General features: G+C 54.9%; 14 protein-coding genes. 10 read left to right on the top strand and 4 right to left on the bottom strand.

Translation table 11 applies throughout. The annotated features are described in order from the left end of the window. Positions 1–97 precede the first annotated feature (97 nt). From VFU50_20715 to VFU50_20705, 3 genes are all read left to right on the top strand, one after another. Positions 98–787: a response regulator transcription factor gene (locus VFU50_20715; protein ID HEU5235291.1), complete on the top strand. Its 690-nt coding sequence runs from the start codon at positions 98–100 to the stop codon at positions 785–787. Positions 788–1011: 224 nt separating this feature from the next. Further along, positions 1012–1413 (top strand): hypothetical protein, encoded by a 402-nt coding sequence (locus tag VFU50_20710; GenBank protein ID HEU5235290.1) that lies wholly within the window; start codon positions 1012–1014, stop codon positions 1411–1413. Positions 1414–1705: 292 nt separating this feature from the next. Then, positions 1706–1870 carry a hypothetical protein gene (locus VFU50_20705; protein HEU5235289.1) on the top strand — a complete coding sequence of 55 codons (165 nt, stop codon included), beginning with the start codon at positions 1706–1708 and terminating at the stop codon, positions 1868–1870. A 32-nt stretch (positions 1871–1902) separates the two neighbouring features. Here VFU50_20705 and VFU50_20700 read toward each other — a convergent pair whose 3' ends face one another. Further along, entirely contained in the window at positions 1903–3318 is a 1416-nt protein-coding gene (locus VFU50_20700; GenBank protein ID HEU5235288.1) for a DUF4118 domain-containing protein, read from the bottom strand. Between the two features lie 81 nt (positions 3319–3399). Here VFU50_20700 and VFU50_20695 point away from each other — a divergent pair, with 81 nt between their 5' ends. The 7 genes from VFU50_20695 (at position 3400) to kdpC (ending at position 11478) form a co-directional block, all read left to right on the top strand. Then, the gene (locus VFU50_20695; GenBank protein ID HEU5235287.1) at positions 3400–4521 is read left to right on the top strand and encodes a histidine kinase; all 1122 of its coding nucleotides are present in this window, start codon (positions 3400–3402) and stop codon (positions 4519–4521) included. Beyond that, positions 4521–5207, top strand: coding sequence for a response regulator transcription factor (locus VFU50_20690; protein ID HEU5235286.1), 687 nt, complete (start codon positions 4521–4523; stop codon positions 5205–5207). Before VFU50_20695 ends, VFU50_20690 begins: the two co-directional genes overlap by 1 nt. Before the next feature lie 148 nt (positions 5208–5355). Then, entirely contained in the window at positions 5356–6600 is a 1245-nt protein-coding gene (locus tag VFU50_20685; protein HEU5235285.1) for an outer membrane beta-barrel protein, read from the top strand. Between the two features lie 219 nt (positions 6601–6819). After that, positions 6820–8616 carry a potassium-transporting ATPase subunit KdpA gene (gene kdpA, locus VFU50_20680; protein ID HEU5235284.1) on the top strand — a complete coding sequence of 599 codons (1797 nt, stop codon included), beginning with the start codon at positions 6820–6822 and terminating at the stop codon, positions 8614–8616. Between the two features lie 16 nt (positions 8617–8632). Further along, the gene (locus VFU50_20675) at positions 8633–8830 is read left to right on the top strand and encodes a hypothetical protein (protein HEU5235283.1); all 198 of its coding nucleotides are present in this window, start codon (positions 8633–8635) and stop codon (positions 8828–8830) included. Positions 8831–8862: 32 nt separating this feature from the next. Then, on the top strand, positions 8863–10884 hold the full coding sequence (kdpB, locus tag VFU50_20670) for a potassium-transporting ATPase subunit KdpB (protein ID HEU5235282.1): 2022 nt from the start codon (positions 8863–8865) through the stop codon (positions 10882–10884). Positions 10885–10893: 9 nt separating this feature from the next. After that, positions 10894–11478 (top strand): potassium-transporting ATPase subunit KdpC, encoded by a 585-nt coding sequence (gene kdpC, locus VFU50_20665; GenBank protein HEU5235281.1) that lies wholly within the window; start codon positions 10894–10896, stop codon positions 11476–11478. Between the two features lie 174 nt (positions 11479–11652). Here the strand turns inward: kdpC and VFU50_20660 are convergent, their stop codons facing one another. The 3 genes from VFU50_20660 to VFU50_20650 form a co-directional block, all read right to left on the bottom strand. Further along, a complete protein-coding gene (locus VFU50_20660; protein ID HEU5235280.1) occupies positions 11653–11856 on the bottom strand; it encodes a cold-shock protein in 204 nt (67 codons plus the stop codon). 330 nt (positions 11857–12186) lie between these two features. Beyond that, on the bottom strand, positions 12187–13740 hold the full coding sequence (locus VFU50_20655) for an alkaline phosphatase family protein (protein ID HEU5235279.1): 1554 nt from the start codon (positions 13738–13740) through the stop codon (positions 12187–12189). Positions 13741–14940: 1200 nt separating this feature from the next. After that, positions 14941–16419, bottom strand: coding sequence for a hypothetical protein (locus tag VFU50_20650; GenBank protein HEU5235278.1), 1479 nt, complete (start codon positions 16417–16419; stop codon positions 14941–14943). Between the last annotated feature and the right edge of the window lie 206 nt (positions 16420–16625).

Raw genomic sequence — 16625 nt, 5'->3', positions numbered from 1 at the left:
ACATCTGGAACATCTCGGGACAGGAACTCTGAATCAATAACATGTCAGAGCAGGCTTCCTGAGCTTTGAGAAACAAGGGGCCGAATGGAGCTCTGGAATGATTCGTCTCTACGTGGCTGATGCCTCGCCAATGGCCAGCCAGCTTTTAGCCGACGCCTTGCGACGCTTCCGCAATCCACGATTCGAAGTCACAGTTGCCAAGTCCCTGAATCCCGACGACTGCGTTGAGGAGATCAGCCGGGAATCCTTCGATGTTGCCGTTCTAGCCATCTCGCTGGCAGGTGGTTCGTTGAGCGCTCTCAACGTTGTACGCATGCTGCGGTTGCGCGCACCACACATCAGGAGTGTCGTTCTGTTGGAGCAAGGGGATCCTAAGCTGGTAGTCGAAAGCTTTCGCGCCGGAGTCGCAGGTGTATTTCATCGCTTCTATTCTCCCCAACTTCTGGCACGTTGTATCGAGAGCGTGCACGCAGGTCAGATCTGGGCCAGCTCGCAAGAATTGCATTCGGTCCTGGAGGAACTCCGCAGGATTAAACCGATCAACATTGTGGACGCGAAGGGCCGAACCCTGCTCTCCGCCCGCGAAGCGCAAGTAGTTCGTTTAGTGGCCGAGGGGCTGAGCAACCGAGAGATCTCAAAGCATCTTTCGCTCAGCGAACATACCGTCAAGAATTATCTATTCCGCATCTTCGAAAAGCTTGGAGTCGCAACGCGAGTAGAACTCGTTCTTTTCGCCATCGCGCAGCGGGACCATCCTCAAGCCTCCGCTATGGGCCATGTTCTGTGATGGCCGAACGCAGTCACGTCCAGGGCGAGATTTTAGCCGTCGGACGATTTTCCCTGGCAGCGGATTCCGGTTGTCACAGCGCGGTGGGCTCCGCACTCAACTGCAGCTCGCCGTGTCGGATCAGCCTGTGAGCGCGTCAGCGTTTTTGCACCGGCCTTAGCGTCTTGCGTTGGAGCGAAAGGATTGTCATCATCTGCACATGCAGACGGTCTTCGAGGCAGCCGGTGGCAACGAAGCTGGCACATGCGTTCAGCCATGGCTTCCACCCTCAGCACGTCGAGCGCCTCGCCGCTTATTGGGCCGAAGCTCTCGGTGGTCCCACCGCGTATTCCGATTCTTATGGTGACGAGACCACGGTGGTCAAGATGCACAGTGGGAACGGGGAGCACGATGAAATGAATCGCCGTGCGATTGCCTGCTTCGATGTGGCTCTCGCCGATGTTGGATTGGCCAACCACGATGTTTTGCGACAAGTGCTGCACGATTATTTCGCCTGGGCGACCACGACAACCATGTCCCGCTACTACCGGTCCGGCGACGACGTGCCGAACGGCCTCATCATCCCACACTGGTCATGGGACGGGCTGGTCGCGACGGAACAGGCAGCAAGGCGCGAAAAATGGTGACGATTCCCAAACGCGCTAAATCCCCGAAGCATTGTCAGCGCGCGCACGTGAGATGTGCATGTTAGTCATCGTTGACGGAAGCGGGATGCCTACAACGCTATAGCGCTGATCTTAACCACTCATTCAGGGCTCTCGCTGTTTGCAGCTAGCCAATTGCGACGCGAGCCTCCGCTCAGCTTAGATCAGGAACGTAATCAAACGAACTAGATCTCGGTTCACTCCCCGTTGCTGCCAAACTCATTATGGTTTCTTTATGCATTATTTATAGGCATTTCTTCAGCATGACTAAAGGATGCTGCGGATCATTACTGATATCTTTGTGACGTTGTTTGGCTTGGGGATTGTCGGTTCTGCGATCGTTGTGATTGTCACCTTTATTGAAGATATCCGTGAGCTCAAGCCAGACAAGGAGTCAGCAGCCGAAAGAAAAATCGATGTCGCAGAAATTGCAAAATAAGTCGCTCAGAATCTCGAAGTTGATTTCCTCTGTTAAGAGGCGATTGGCAAGCTGAAAGAAAAGACGGAGCCATGTCCGAGCTGGCTGGCCACGTCAATGCGACCGCCATGTGCTTCGACGATGGCTTTTACAATAGCCAATCCCATTCCGGTACCCTGAACACGATAGCGCTGGCTTTGTCCCCGGTAAAATTTGTCGAAAATAAGTGAGCGCTCAAGGTCATCGATTCCGCTTCCACGGTCGGCAACGTTCGTGATGAGGCGGTCGCCTTTTACTTCAGAGCTGATAAAGATCGGCGATTCCGGTTGCGAGTACTTGACTGCATTCTCCAGAAGATGACGGAGCACTTTGGTAATCCACATAGCGTCCATGAGAGCAAATGGAAGTTGTTCTGGAACGCGTACCTCAACTGGATTGCCGGCAAGTATTTGCCTGGATTCTTCAAGAGCAGTGTCAATTACGTCTTGGATCGGATGCGGGCGAAGCTCAAGTTTGACCTCCTTAGCATCCAACTGGGCCATCTCCACTGCTTCACCCACAAGGCGGTTTAGCCGTTCGCTCTCTTCATCGATGACCGTAAGCAGTTCTTGGCGCTGTTCAGGAGCAAGTTGCGCTTCGCTCAAAAGACTGCTGACCGACGCTTTGATCGACGTGAGAGGCGTACGAAATTCGTGCGTCACCGAATCGAGCAGCGCCGATCGCAGACGCTCGCTCTCGCGTGCGGCCTCTGTATGTGTAAGCTTTTCGACAGCCGCAGCACGTTCGATCGCCACAGCAATCAGGCTTCCTACGGCCTCCAGGGTTTCTTGAGAAAAGCTACTTCCACCAAGGGCAAGAACGCCTATTGTGCGCGTTCCCATGCGAATGGGAACCAAGCTCACGTGGCGGTCACGATCGATCACGAGTTCAGATCGCGCGGCAGCCATCTTTAATTCATCGTTCCCGATCTCTTGATCGGCATGTGTAAAGCGATATATACGGTCTCGATCAATGATGTAGATGGACGCGGCACGCACCTGGAATGTCTCGGCCAGATAGCGGGGGATGAGGTTCAGTAACTCGACTACATTTTCACTTGTCAAAAGCTGCTGGCTGAAGGAATAGAGCCGCTCCATTTCGTGACGACGGGCATTCGCTTCACGCGCTTCACGCCGCACACGCTCAGACAGATTGCTCGAGACGACAGCAGTAACCAGGAACGCGAGCAGCGCTACCCAGTTTTGCGTGTCAGCGATGGTGAAAGTGCCGACAGGAGGCAGAAAAAAGAAGTTGAAAGCGAGGGCGGCAACAAACGACATGAACACGGCAACCGTTAGGCCCCAATTAGCAGAAACGATGAGTACTCCAAGCAAAAAGGACAGCGCGACAGTAGTTGGATTTACCCTCACCACGCGCTTGCAGAGATATGTAATAACAGCGATAACCAGGACAACGGCTGCGAATCTCAACGTTCTTTTCAGCGCAGATTGCACGCGGCGATTTTAGCCGAATTAGACAACTTGCAACGCCGCACGCAAGAATGTAAATCCGTGCCAAAGACACCCGAAGAATGGTTGGAGCAAACCGCCCCGGAAAAGCGGGTCGGGGTTTTCAAGCTGATCCTCGGCTACGCTCCCGGAGTTGGTAAGACGTACAACATGCTGAGCGAAGCAATTCGGCGGCACCGCCGTGGCGAGGACGTCGTCATCGGCTTGATTGAGACGCACGGACGCAAGGGCATCGCAGAATTAGTTGAGCAGTTGGAGGTTGTGCCGCGACGCAAACTCGAATACAAAGGCGCCATCTTCGAGGAGATGGACGTGGATGCGATCATGGCACGCAAGCCGCAGGTGGCTCTTATCGATGAATTCGCGCACACCAACGTCGAAGGGAGCAAGCATCGTAAGCGTTACGAAGATGTTTTGGACCTGCTCGATAATAAGATCGACGTTATCTCCACGATGAACATTCAGCATCTCGAGAGCATGAACCCGACGGTTCAGAGCATCACAGGAATTCAGGTGCGGGAAACTGTTCCCGATTCGGTACTTCAACGCGCTGATGAAATCGTAATGGCGGATCTGACTCCCGAGGCGCTGCAAACGCGCATGCAGCGAGGCGACATCTATCCGCTTGATCGCGCGGAAAAAGCACTGAAGAACTTTTTTCGACGGGGAAACCTCATAGCTTTGCGGGAACTTGCGTTACGTCAGGTAACCCACGCAGTTGACCGTAGCCTGGATGAATATCTCAAGAAAAAGAACATCGATCAGAACTGGGGCGTACGCGAGAAGATTGCAGTCTGCATCAGCTCTCATCCTGAGTCGCAGCAGCTCATTGCCCGAGGCGCGAGAATCGCCGATCGTATCGATGCCGATTTTTTCTGCGTTTATGTGGAGCAGGAGAAAGATCGCAATCCGGAGAACGCGCGCAGCTTGAATGCAAATTTCCAATTCGTGGAAAATCTTTCGGGAAGGATTGTGCGGCTGAAGGGAAAAGACATCGCTTCCGCAGTGGCTGAGTTCGTACGCGACGAGCACATCACCCAGGTTGTGTTCGGACGATCGGCAGTCGGAGGCTGGCGCGAGTATCTGTATCTCGGAGCAATTCAGCGTTTCATGCGGAATGCTCCGCCGGTGGACGTGCATATCATTACGCAAAGGGCAGATTAGTGCCAGGCCGTCGCATACTCGTGGTGGACGATGAGCCGCAGATCACGCGCGTGCTGCGCACCACCCTTTCCAGTCATGGCTATGAGATTCGGGTCGCCAACGACGCCGAGGCGGCACTCGATGTCGTGAATGACTGGCCGCCCGAGCTGGTCATCACCGATCTCTCCATGCCAAACATCAGCGGAATTGAGCTCACGAAGCGAGTGCGTAATAAATCCGACGTCCCGATCATCGTTTTGTCCGTGAGGGGCGAGGAGCGCTCGAAAATCGAAGCGCTCGACGCCGGCGCCGACGACTACGTCACCAAACCATTCAGCATGAATGAACTGCTCGCCCGCGTTCGAGCGAATCTGCGGCGCTTCTCTCCACCGCCGGCGGAAGAGCAGGAAATCGAGGTTGGGGATTTCAAAATCGATCTCGCAGGACATCGAATCCTGGTTCGCGGTGAAGAGGTCAGACTTACTCCAAAAGAGTTTGATCTGCTCGTCTACTTTGCACGTCATCCGGAAAAGGTCATCACTCATGCGGTGCTCTTGCGTTCCGTTTGGGGAGCACAGAGTGTGAATCAAAACGAATACCTGCGCGTCTTTATCGGCCAGCTCCGCAAAAAACTCGAAGGAGGCGGCGATAAACACTACATCCTTACCGAACCTTGGATCGGATACCGCTTCACTCCGGGCGAGTAACTTCGCTATCTCATAATCCGCAATCCGTCGAAGTTGGCCCGCGCGTCCAGTACTTTAAGTTTCCATTGCGAAGCATCAGCTGCTCTTAGCAAAATCTTTATGACTGCCTTAGCCCCACCTTACCGCCCGGTTCGTAAATTGATGCTGGATGGTTGCGAAGTTAATTGCGGCATTAAGCCGGAGCGGCGTTTTCACGCAACCCGCCAACACAGCGCTGTTTATCGCCATTGCGTTTTCCTTTTTGGCACTCCCCGCGGGGTATAGTCAGGATTCTCCAGATTCCCAAACAAGTGCGAGCAGCGGGGCCACCGTTTCTGCCGCAACACCACTCACTACGCCCAGCATTACTGGACCACTTCAGGCGGCACCTCCCATCGTCTTTGAAAGCGGACCCTTCGGCAAGCTGAACTTGAACGGGATCGTGAGCGGGATGGGAGTTTGGCAAGGGAATCACGTAGCCGGTGATCACGCGACACAGGCAGCTGTCAGCAACGGTCAAATATTTCTACAAAAGACCACCGACTTTTGGCAGTTTTACCTTCAAGCCGGCGTCTACAACATCCTTACTCTTGGCACTCCTTTCCTCGCAACCGACAAAGCACTCTCCAATCTCTTTGGCCCAGTTCCAGTTTGGTACGTGAAGCTGGCACCCGCAAAGAACACATCCGTGATGATCGGCTCATTGCCTACATTGATAGGGGCGGAATACACGTTCGATTTTCAGAACATGAACATTAACCGCGGCCTGTTGTGGAACCAGGAGAACGATGTCAATCGCGGAATCCAGGTGAACCAGGCGGTCGGCAAATTTACAGCGTCGCTTAGCTGGAACGATGGCTACTACTCCAATCGCTACTCTTGGCTGAGCGGTTCGTTAACTTACGTCAGCGGCGCACATACTCTGTCATTCATTGGCATGGGCAATCTCCGACAAACAGCGTTCCAGACTCTCGCTACGCCTGTGCAGAACAACAGCGTCATCTACGCCGCGATATACACGTACACGAAGAGCGGATGGGTTATGCAACCTTACTACCAATACAGCAACGTTCCTACGAATCCTGCTGTCGGCATCGCCCACGGAGCATCAACGAATGGCGGCGCATTGCTCGTAAGCCGCAGACTGAAGCACGGATTCTCGCTTGCAGGTCGAGGCGAATATCTCGGAAGCACCGGCAGCAGCGCAGAGGGTTCCGTCAACTTGATGTACGGGCCGGGCAGCTCGGCGTGGTCGCTCACGCTGACGCCAACTTTCCAATATCACCGATTCTTTGCGCACGGAGATCTCGCGTTTGTACGCGCGAACAGTATTACTCCCGGGGCCGCTTTCGGCCCGGTGGGCACGAATCCGAACCAACGTCGCGGAGTGATGGAAGTGGGAATCCTGTTTTGATGGGCCGCAAGCGCGTGCATGGTAAGGAGCAACTATGAAAGACCTGATTTTCATTTTGGTAACGATTGCTTTCTTCGCGTTTTCGATCGCCTACGTTCACTTTTGTGAACGGACGAAGTAAGGAGTTCTCTTGCATACCGAATCTGCTGTGATGCTTGTGATTTGCGTTCTGTTGACGGTTTACCTGCTTTACGCCTTGCTGCATCCGGAGAAGTTCTGATGACGGTACATGGATGGTTTCAAATCCTGTTCTTCTGCGCTCTGGTGCTTGCGATCACAAAACCGCTCGGCATCTTCATGGCGCGCGTCTTCAATCGCGAGCGCACTTTCATGGACCCGGTCATGCGTCCGATCGAGAAGCTGATCTATTGCACAACCGGAGTCGATGAGAACCGCGAAATGCGGTGGACCGAGTACGCAATCGCCATGCTGCTGTTTAGCGCGGTGTCGATGCTCGTGCTCTACATCATGCAGCGTGTGCAACTGCACCTGCCCTGGAATCCGCAGAAGCTTGCCGACGTCGCTCCTGATCTTTCCTTCAATACCGCCGCCTCATTCACCACGAATACGAATTGGCAGAATTACAGCGGCGAGACCACGATGAGTTACTTCACGCAGATGGCCGGGCTCGCTTACCACAACTTCGTTTCTGCTGCAGTCGGGATCGCGCTGGCGATTGCATTCATTCGCGGAATCGTACGGCGCGAGAAGGAAACGATCGGCAATTTCTGGGTTGATCTTGTTCGCTGCACTCTTTGGGTATTGATGCCCGCTTGTGTTCTTGGTGCGTTGCTGCTGGTGTGGCAGGGAGTGCCGCAGAACTTTAGGCCGTATGACGTTGCGAAGCTCGTCGAACCGCAGCAGATTCAGAAGACAGGTCCTGACGGCAAGCCGATGGTTGACGCGAACGGCAAGCCGGTCATGGACACCGTTACCGATCAGAACATCGCGCAAGGACCGGTCGCGTCGCAGGAGATTATCAAGGAATTTGGAACGAATGGCGGAGGCTTCTTTAACGCCAACAGCGCTCATCCATTCGAAAATCCTACCCCGCTTTCAAACCTGATCGAAATGTTCTGCATGTTCGCGATCTCCTCAGGACTTACATACACACTCGGTAGGATGACGAGGTCTCCGCGACATGGCTGGGCAGTGTGGTCCGCCATGGCAATTCTCTTCTTCGCAGGCGTAATCACCGCCTATTGGGCTGAGGCACGCGGGAATCCATTACTTGCCGGAACCGATCAGCGCGTAACTAGGTTGCAGTCTGGCGGCAACATGGAAGGGAAAGAGGTCCGTTTTGGGATCGCTAATTCTGCCCTTTGGGCCACGATTACCACAGACACAAGCTGTGGCGCTGTGAACGGATTTCACGATTCCTTTACGCCCATCGGTGGAATGGTTCCGCTTGCCAACATGATGCTGAACGAAACAATCTTCGGCGGCGTAGGCGCTGGAATGTATGGCGTTCTGATCTACATTGTGCTCGCCGTATTCATCGCTGGGCTGATGGTCGGTCGCACGCCGGAATACCTGGGCAAGAAGATCGAGGCCTATGACGTGAAAATGGCGATGTTGGTTTCGCTGGTATTTCCGCTCGCAATCCTGTCATTCGCCTCTGTCTCTGTTCTCTATCAATTCGGAACAACCAGCGTCAGCAACCCTGGTCCGCACGGACTTTCACAGGTTCTGTACGCGTTCACTTCAACCGCCGCAAACAACGGCTCGGCATTCGGTGGTTTGAATGGCAATACGCTTTACTACAACACGGCTCTGGGCCTGAACACCCTGATTGGGCGCTTCTTGATGATTATTCCCACGCTGGGAATTGCGGGTAATCTGGCCCGGAAGAAATATGTGCCTCCATCATTGGGAACGTTTCCAGTGACGACGCCGCTATTTAGCGCCCTGCTCATCGGAGTAATCCTGATCGTTGGAGCCCTCACGTTTTTTCCTGCCCTCAGCCTAGGGCCGATTCTTGAACATCTGCTGATGGCAGCCGGTAAAACATTCTGATCGGAGATAAGAATGCATGACGCTGCTTTCTGCTTTTGGGCTGTTCGCGGTGACGGCGATGTTGATCCCCTACGCGCTCGAGGACCGCAGCGACTGGTTTGTTCTGGCATTTGCATTCTCATGCCTGCTGGGCTCGACCTATGGATGCCTTCAGGGCGCGTGGCCATTCGGATTGGTTGGGGCAGTGTGGTCAGGAATTGCAGTGAAGCGGTAGTGGTTGAGAAGAGTTGAGGAAGCGAGGTAAGCATGGCCAAGTCGAAAGCTGTTTGGGCATGGAAGATCGTCCGCCGTGCTCTTTGGGATTCGGTACTGAAGCTGAATCCGCGCAAGATGATGGGCAATCCCGTGATGTTCGTGGTCGAAGTCGGCAGTGTGATCACTACCGCACTACTCTTCACCAGTCACGCGGATTTTAATTTCAACGTGCAGATTACTCTTTGGTTGTGGTTCACCGTACTGTTCGCCAACTTCGCGGAAGCCATGGCCGAAGGGCGCGGCAAAGCTCAGGCGGATACGCTGCGCAAAGCACGTTCAGAGACGCAAGCGAATCGCTTGATGCCCGACGGCACCATCGAAACCATTCCCAGTTCGAAACTCCGCGCTGACGATGTCGTGATCTGCTGCGCCGGCGAGTTCATTCCATCCGATGGCGAAATCATTGAGGGCATCGCCTCAGTGGACGAATCCGCCATTACTGGCGAGTCCGCCCCTGTGATTCGCGAGGCAGGTGGAGACCGCTCTGCGGTTACCGGCGGCACCCGAGTTCTTTCCGATCAGATCAAAATCAGCATTACCAGGAATCCGGGCGAAACATTCCTAGATCGCATGATTGCGCTGGTCGAAGGCGCAGAACGTCAGAAGACGCCGAATGAAATCGCGCTCAACATTCTGCTCGCGGGACTGACAATCATCTTCCTGCTCGCGGTGGTTACACTGCAACCCTTCGCGATCTACTCAGGCAGCCCGCAAACGGTGTTTGTATTGGTCTCGTTGCTGGTGTGCCTGATTCCAACAACCATTGGCGGACTGCTGTCTGCGATCGGAATCGCCGGCATGGATCGATTAATTCAGCACAACGTTCTTGCGATGTCCGGCCGCGCCGTCGAGGCTGCAGGCGACGTCAACACGCTGCTCCTGGACAAGACAGGCACGATCACCTTTGGCAATCGACAAGCTGCCGAGTTCATTCCCGCACCGGGAGTGAGTGCAGATCAATTGGCCGATGCGGCGCAGCTCTCATCACTGCCCGACGAAACGCCGGAAGGCCGCTCGATCGTTGTTTTGGCAAAAGAAAAATACAACTTGCGAGCACGCGAGCTTTCAGAACCTCACGCTGAGTTTGTTCCCTTTACGGCACAAACGCGAATGTCAGGCGTGAATCTCAATGGCAGACGCGTACGTAAGGGCGCTGCCGACTCCATTCAGAGATACTTGCAAGAATGCGGCGGGGAAATCCCCAGAGAGTTGCAGCTTTCGCTTGAGACCATCGCGCGCACGGGGGGTACTCCCCTCGTTGTCACTGACGGACCTCGTGCAATGGGCGTTATCCACTTGAAAGATGTTGTCAAAGGAGGAATGAAAGAGCGCTTCACCCAACTCCGCGCCATGGGCATTCGCACTGTCATGATCACTGGTGATAATCCACTCACAGCCGCAGCCATTGCGCGCGAAGCTGGCGTGGATGATTTCCTCGCCCAAGCAACACCGAAGGACAAAATGGATCTCATCCGCCGCGAGCAGACCGACGGCAAACTCGTTGCCATGACAGGCGACGGAACCAATGATGCTCCAGCACTGGCTCAAGCAGATGTCGGTGTTGCCATGAATACGGGCACGCAGGCGGCGAAGGAAGCCGGGAACATGATCGATCTTGACTCGAATCCAACCAAACTGATCGAGATCGTCGAGATCGGCAAACAGCTTCTGATGACGCGCGGATCGCTCACAACGTTCTCGATCGCGAACGACGTTGCTAAATATTTCGCGATCATCCCAGCGATGTTTGCGGCGACATTCCCGGTATTGAACGCACTGAACATCATGCGTCTGCGAACTCCCGAATCGGCGATTCTGTCGGCAGTGATTTTCAACGCGCTGATCATCATTGCGCTGATTCCGCTGGCGCTGCGCGGAGTGAAGTATCGACCGAGGGGCGCCGCCGCGCTGCTGCGGCGAAATCTGTGGATTTACGGCGTGGGTGGAATCATCGCGCCGTTCGTTGGGATTAAAGGCATTGACATGATCATCACCCGCATTGGTCTGGCATAGGAGTCCGAAATGAAACGCAATCTGATCACCTCAATCTTGATGACGATTGTGGCAACGATTCTCCTCGGCATCATCTACCCGTTCGTTGTCACGGCGCTTGCGCAGGGCCTGTTCCGCGAAAAAGCTAATGGCCAGCTTATCTCCCGAGATGGAAAGATAGTCGGCTCTCGCATCATCGGCCAGACGTTCGTCTCTGAGGCTTACTTTCATTCTCGTCCTTCCGCCGCGGGCAATGGATATGACGCGGCAAACTCGGGCGCCTCAAATCTGGGCCCCACGAACCACGCCTTGATCGATCGCGTGAACGTAAGCGTGATTCAATACAAGACCGAGAATCCCTCGCAGCCTGTACCCATTGATTTGGTAACGACCTCCGGCTCCGGACTTGATCCACACATCACGCCGGCAGGCGCCGGATTTCAGATCCCACGACTAGCCAAAGTGAGGGGCATTAGCGAAGACGAGCTTCGTTCGCTGATCGCTAAGCACACCGACGGACGCCAGTTCGGATTCTTAGGTGAACCCCGCGTGAATGTACTCGAATTAAATCTCGATCTCGATTCCGCAGCTCCTCAGAAGAGCCCGTCCAAATAGCTCGAATGCTCAGCAATCCAAAACGGGAACGGGCCTACCGAACGCAATTCATCGAGGGCCCCAACTAACCGCGAATGGCCGCTGAGGGCCTCCTTTTAGACGACACACTCGTCCGCATAGGCGAGTAGAATTGCTGCCATTCTCAGGTAGCTCATTGGCCTCAAACTCAGAGATTCAGACGGGCCTCACGTTCACCGCTTGCGGGCCTTTTTGCCCACGCTCAGAGTCGTATTCGACGGCCTGGCCTTCTTTGAGGGACTTGAAGCCGCCACCTTGAATTGCGGAGTGATGAACAAACAGATCCTTGCCGCCGTCATCCGGAGTGATGAATCCGTAGCCCTTCGAATCGTTAAACCACTTCACTGTTCCTCTTGCCATGTGTCTCCTTGAGTTTCTCCTCCCACAAAGAATGTACGCGCCCACGCGCAAACTGGCAGGCTATCACATTGATTCCACTGCAAGGTGTAGTCCCGCCGTCAGTTGGCGCTGTAAGTCGCTGAAAGTAAATGATGAAAATTTTTATTGGCGCTGATTTGGACCCCACGAATTTGCTGGAGATCAACGCGGTATAAAAACGCTCTGGTCCAATATGGAACTGTGCGCTCTATCGAAACTCAACAACTGATATTCGATTCCATGTTGCCAGACCAAAGAAGAATGCAATGGCTCTTGCTGCGCTTCACATTCGACAATGCTGGGACCTGCGCGTTACGGTGTGCAGTCCAGGAATGCCGGTGTCGCTTGTTGAACTGGCGTATTCGACGACGGCGAACCATTGAAATCGAACAGGTCGAGCAACGGGTTAGCATTGAGATCGCGCAGCGTCAGGTGTGGGCGCACGGCATCGTCGCTTCCCATGAACACAGTCTCAATGAATGAGAGCAACGAAGTGTGGTCGCCGACGGTATGCGAAACGTACTGTGGCTTCGAAAACGGCGAGACTGCGATAAACGGCACGCGGACGCCGAGTTGGTTGAAGTTGGCGCACTCGGCTGGGTAAGGACCCGTAGGACTGAAGCTCGAGCAAAGCGCCGCCGCGTCGCTCATGCTGAAGAAGCAATTAGCTCCGCCGCCGGGCTGTTCGCTGGCAGGAGGATTCGATAGGTCCTCGCATTGTCCGGGATTGATTCCGTCAGGACTGAGCGCGCCACCTTGTGGCGCTGCCGGAGGCTTGGCGTGATCGTAGAAGCCGCCATGCTCGTCGTAGGTGATGAAGATCACTGAATCCTTCCAGTAGGGGCCGTTGCGCACGGCATTCACAACTTGCGAGACGTAGAACTGGCCGCGACGAATGTCGGTTGGTGGGTGCTCGTCATTCTCGACCGCCAATCCGAAATATCCGAAATTGGGATCGACGAAGGACACCTGCGGCAACGCATTCGCGCCAGGTGCTCCCGCGGCCTCCGCAAGAAATTGCGCCACGGACTGGAAATGCTGGTCTGGCGGAACCGGGGGAAACAGGCGGAAGTCAGCAGCCTGCGGCAGATCCTGGAAATAGTCGACCCAGCTCACGCCCTGCGTGTCCATCAGGTCGAAGATGCTACCGGTGATCGGTTTGTAACCGCCGGGAGGCGGAATGATCTCATTCGTGCTCAGGTGTCCGAACGAAGTTGCGGCCATGAAATAGGCGCGATTGGGAAATGTGGGGCCGAGAAGGGAAGAGAAGTAGCGATCGCTGATCGCGAATTTCTGTGCCAGGTCGTAATAGAACGGGATCTCGTTCTGGTTGTAGAAACCCATTGTATCGTCTTCAGTAGCGTTCTCTCCGAGCGTGTCGTGCTGCTCCGATGCATCGTTAACGCGCACGAAGCCGTCGTTGAGCGGCTGCACCAGCGTGAGGTTGCCGTCGGCGAAGTTGATCTCGTGATGCGTGCCGGGCCAACCATGGTCCAAATCGGGAATCACGCAGACGTGCGGATCGTGGAAAGCGTGGACGATGCTGCCGTCGTCATCGACGTTGGAGTTCGAGCAGGTGAGATTGCCGGCTGCATCCGCAGTGCAACTCAGGCCGTCGACACAAGCGTGGTCGTTCTGCCGGCAGCCAGCGGGACTGCCTCCAGGGGCAGCCGAGGGCTGGTGATACGGGCTGCCGGGTGCGTACGCGAGCGCCCCAAAGTAGTTGTCGAAGGAGTGATTCTCCTGCATGACGATGATGACGTGTTTGACCTTGTGCATATTGCCCGAAGCCATCAGTGTGGCAGGCACGATCATCGTGAGCAGAGCAGGTATCAACAGCGGGAGAGCACGGAGAATGGAGCGCATGGGGGAGTCACCTCGATTTCATAGATACTCGATCTCGCAACAAGGCATTTCAATCCTGTGCAGTCTGCGGACGCGAAAAGCATCAACCGGGACTTCATAAGTCGCCGCACCGAAACATGCAGCGCTTTAGGTGAAACTACTTCGCCCAGAGCAGGCGGAAGCGGCAAGAAGTCTACTCCAAAACTCAGTTCAGGTGGTGCTCTGCGGATAGTGAGCTGCTGGAAAAGTCACTGAATGCATCAGGCAATCGGTGCCCGCGCATCAAAGGCGGTAGTAAATCGAAAAAGAGCAGCTCGCATGATCAGAATTAGTTGCGATACGTGTGGTGCCATCAGGAACCCGCGCCAGCAGGAATGGATTCTTGGCTACGATTTGCAGGTTGATACGCCGCAAACTGTGAGTCGATCAATTTCGTTTTTCGATCGCTGGGACGATTCTGGAATTCTCCAGCGTGGCGCGATCCATTTCTGTTCGCTCGAATGCAAACAGGCTTACATTGCTGGAAGTTCAATGAAGAAAAAACTCCGTGGCAGGAAGATGCCGCGCAGAGGATCGAAGGCAGCCTAGGCACAGCCGAAACTAAAGATCAGAGCCGAGCGGCTGGCTCGAACGTTCGAAGCGTGAGGTCATGGTAGAAATCATTTGTGACAATTGCGGGGCTATTAAGAAGTCGAATCGCGAGTGGATCCTCGGCAACAAGCAGGAGAAGCATTCCCTGCGATCGGGATCCGTGCGAAAGCTCATTCGGTTTTTCGACCGCTGGTACAGTCGCCATGCAACTGAACCTGGCGCCATCCATTTATGTTCGGCTGAGTGTAAGGAAAAATACGCCAGCAAGAACGGTCTGCGAGTCCTCATGACGCAAAGAGATCTAGGACTGCATAGCTACTGATATCGGGACAGCAGGAGCACAGTTGAGAGACAGCTCTGCGGGTTCTAATCAGCGCCACCGTAAAGTGGAGCGCCTTAGCAGCTATGTGAGGCTCACGTGCTTACTTCTGTCTTCCACCTCACAATTGTTCGTTGAGTTCGTTTGAAATTCGAGACCACATCTGAACCCGTCGCAGTTGGGAACGATCGCCTCGATGCTTAGCGCGTTGAGCCAGGCAGCCGCACGACCCACACATGCACTGCCATTCATCATCCAAGTACGAAACCGCGACCAGCGGAGCGCTGGTCGCAGTTTCTGTTAGCTGAGTGCTACTGGATTGTCACCATGACTGCCGGCGAGGCAATGCCATTGGCAACAACCTCCATCGACGCAGCCCCCGTCTCCAGGTTTGCCGGAATGTCGACTTCCGTGCTCACCGTGCCGGGATACTGTACTCCCATGAAGCTGAAGCCATGCGTACGGGCATATCGCACATGCCCTGTCTTTTGGTTCGTCAAGCGCACAACCGGGAAGTTTGTCGCCGAAGCGTAATCATCTCCGTAGTAGCAGCCTTGCGACACGCCGTTGAACTGGGTACCGGCAATCGTGTACGTCGCACCACGTGTCATGTTTACGGGTGCGCTCATCACGTGCGGCAACCATGCTCCTTTTGGTGCGCCCGAGGGCGTGTACACCGCAACAGTGCCGAAATCTGTAAATAGCACCTGACCTGTCGGGAGCATGACCATATTGCCGTAGTACGACGAATCAGCGCTGAACGGGTTGGGCGCTGAATCGTACATCAATCGCGTACCGTCCCATCGCAGGAATTGCGCGCCGGTTCGAAAGACTCCCGGGCTGGCCATCATGAACACATTGCCGTTCGGCAACGTGCATGCAGGTCCGTCTGCGATCCCCAGATTGTCAGGGAAATCCGGACCAGGAGTCCAACGACTGCTGTTTGTGTTGTAGATCGAAGTGTGAGCCGCTCCGCCGCCGTTCGCACCGGTAGCGAAAACTGTTCCATCCGGACGCAATGCTGCGGGACCCACCTCATAAGAAGCCTGATTGGCATTCGGAAACGAGTCCCAAAGTTGCATGATCGTGCTGCCAGCACTGGACCACGTTCCGGTATTCGCGTCATAGATCTCGGAATTCGTTCCCGTAGCGTCGTACTGGAAAACGTAGCCGTCAACGGTCAGTAGCTTGCCGTTGGGGATCAGAACCATCGGCTCCTCGTCGGGCACATCGAATTTGCCGGCGCCGGTCGTAGTCCACGTCAGCGTTGCCGGATTCAGCAGAGCCTGATCTTTGGTGCAGCAATTCGTTTGTAAATATGTGCCATTGGCGAGCACTCCTCCCCAAGCATCCCCTATGCTGGTCCAGCCAGCGGGAGGGGCCACCGAAGTCCAGGTGTTCGCAACCGGATCGTAGATCGCGCCCTTGGTCGTCCATACTGCTTTGCAATTGTTTCCTCCGCTCGCGTTGTATTCACCGCCCTCGATAACTAACCGGCCATCCGGCAGCACAGCCGAGCCGAAATACAGCGGCGAGTATCCAGACGGTAGCAATGAAATTGCAGACCACGTTCCGTTGACGTAGCTGCCGCTGGAATCTGGCGTCAGCTTGTACCAATCTGGTCCGCAGGCGTTGTGAACAAGCACCGACCCATCTGACAACAGGATTGGCGCCGATGGCGAAACTTTCTTAGGCAATGGAGCTGTGACGTTCTGCCACGACTGCGCGCTCAGTAAAGTCGTGGCCAAGATAAACGACATAACAACGTGTGCCCGAAGGATCACTCTCATCTGGTTCTCCTCAAGTCCTGCCGCGCTAAATCGGGGGTATGCACGAACTCGCACGCAAGCCCATCGATGCGTGGTTCAGGGGCGGCGGGGAGAGTAGCACAATTTTGTGGTACTTAGCTATCGTATCTAGCTAGAAGTGAGGTGGAAGCCTTTGCTGTCGGGCATCCACCAAAGCCAGATCTCATCGGGAGTGGTGCTGCTGGCGA

This window comes from Terriglobales bacterium, assembly GCA_035764005.1.
Taxonomy (GTDB): Bacteria; Acidobacteriota; Terriglobia; order Terriglobales; family Acidobacteriaceae; genus Gp1-AA112.
This window is presented reverse-complemented; position numbering and strand designations above follow the sequence as displayed.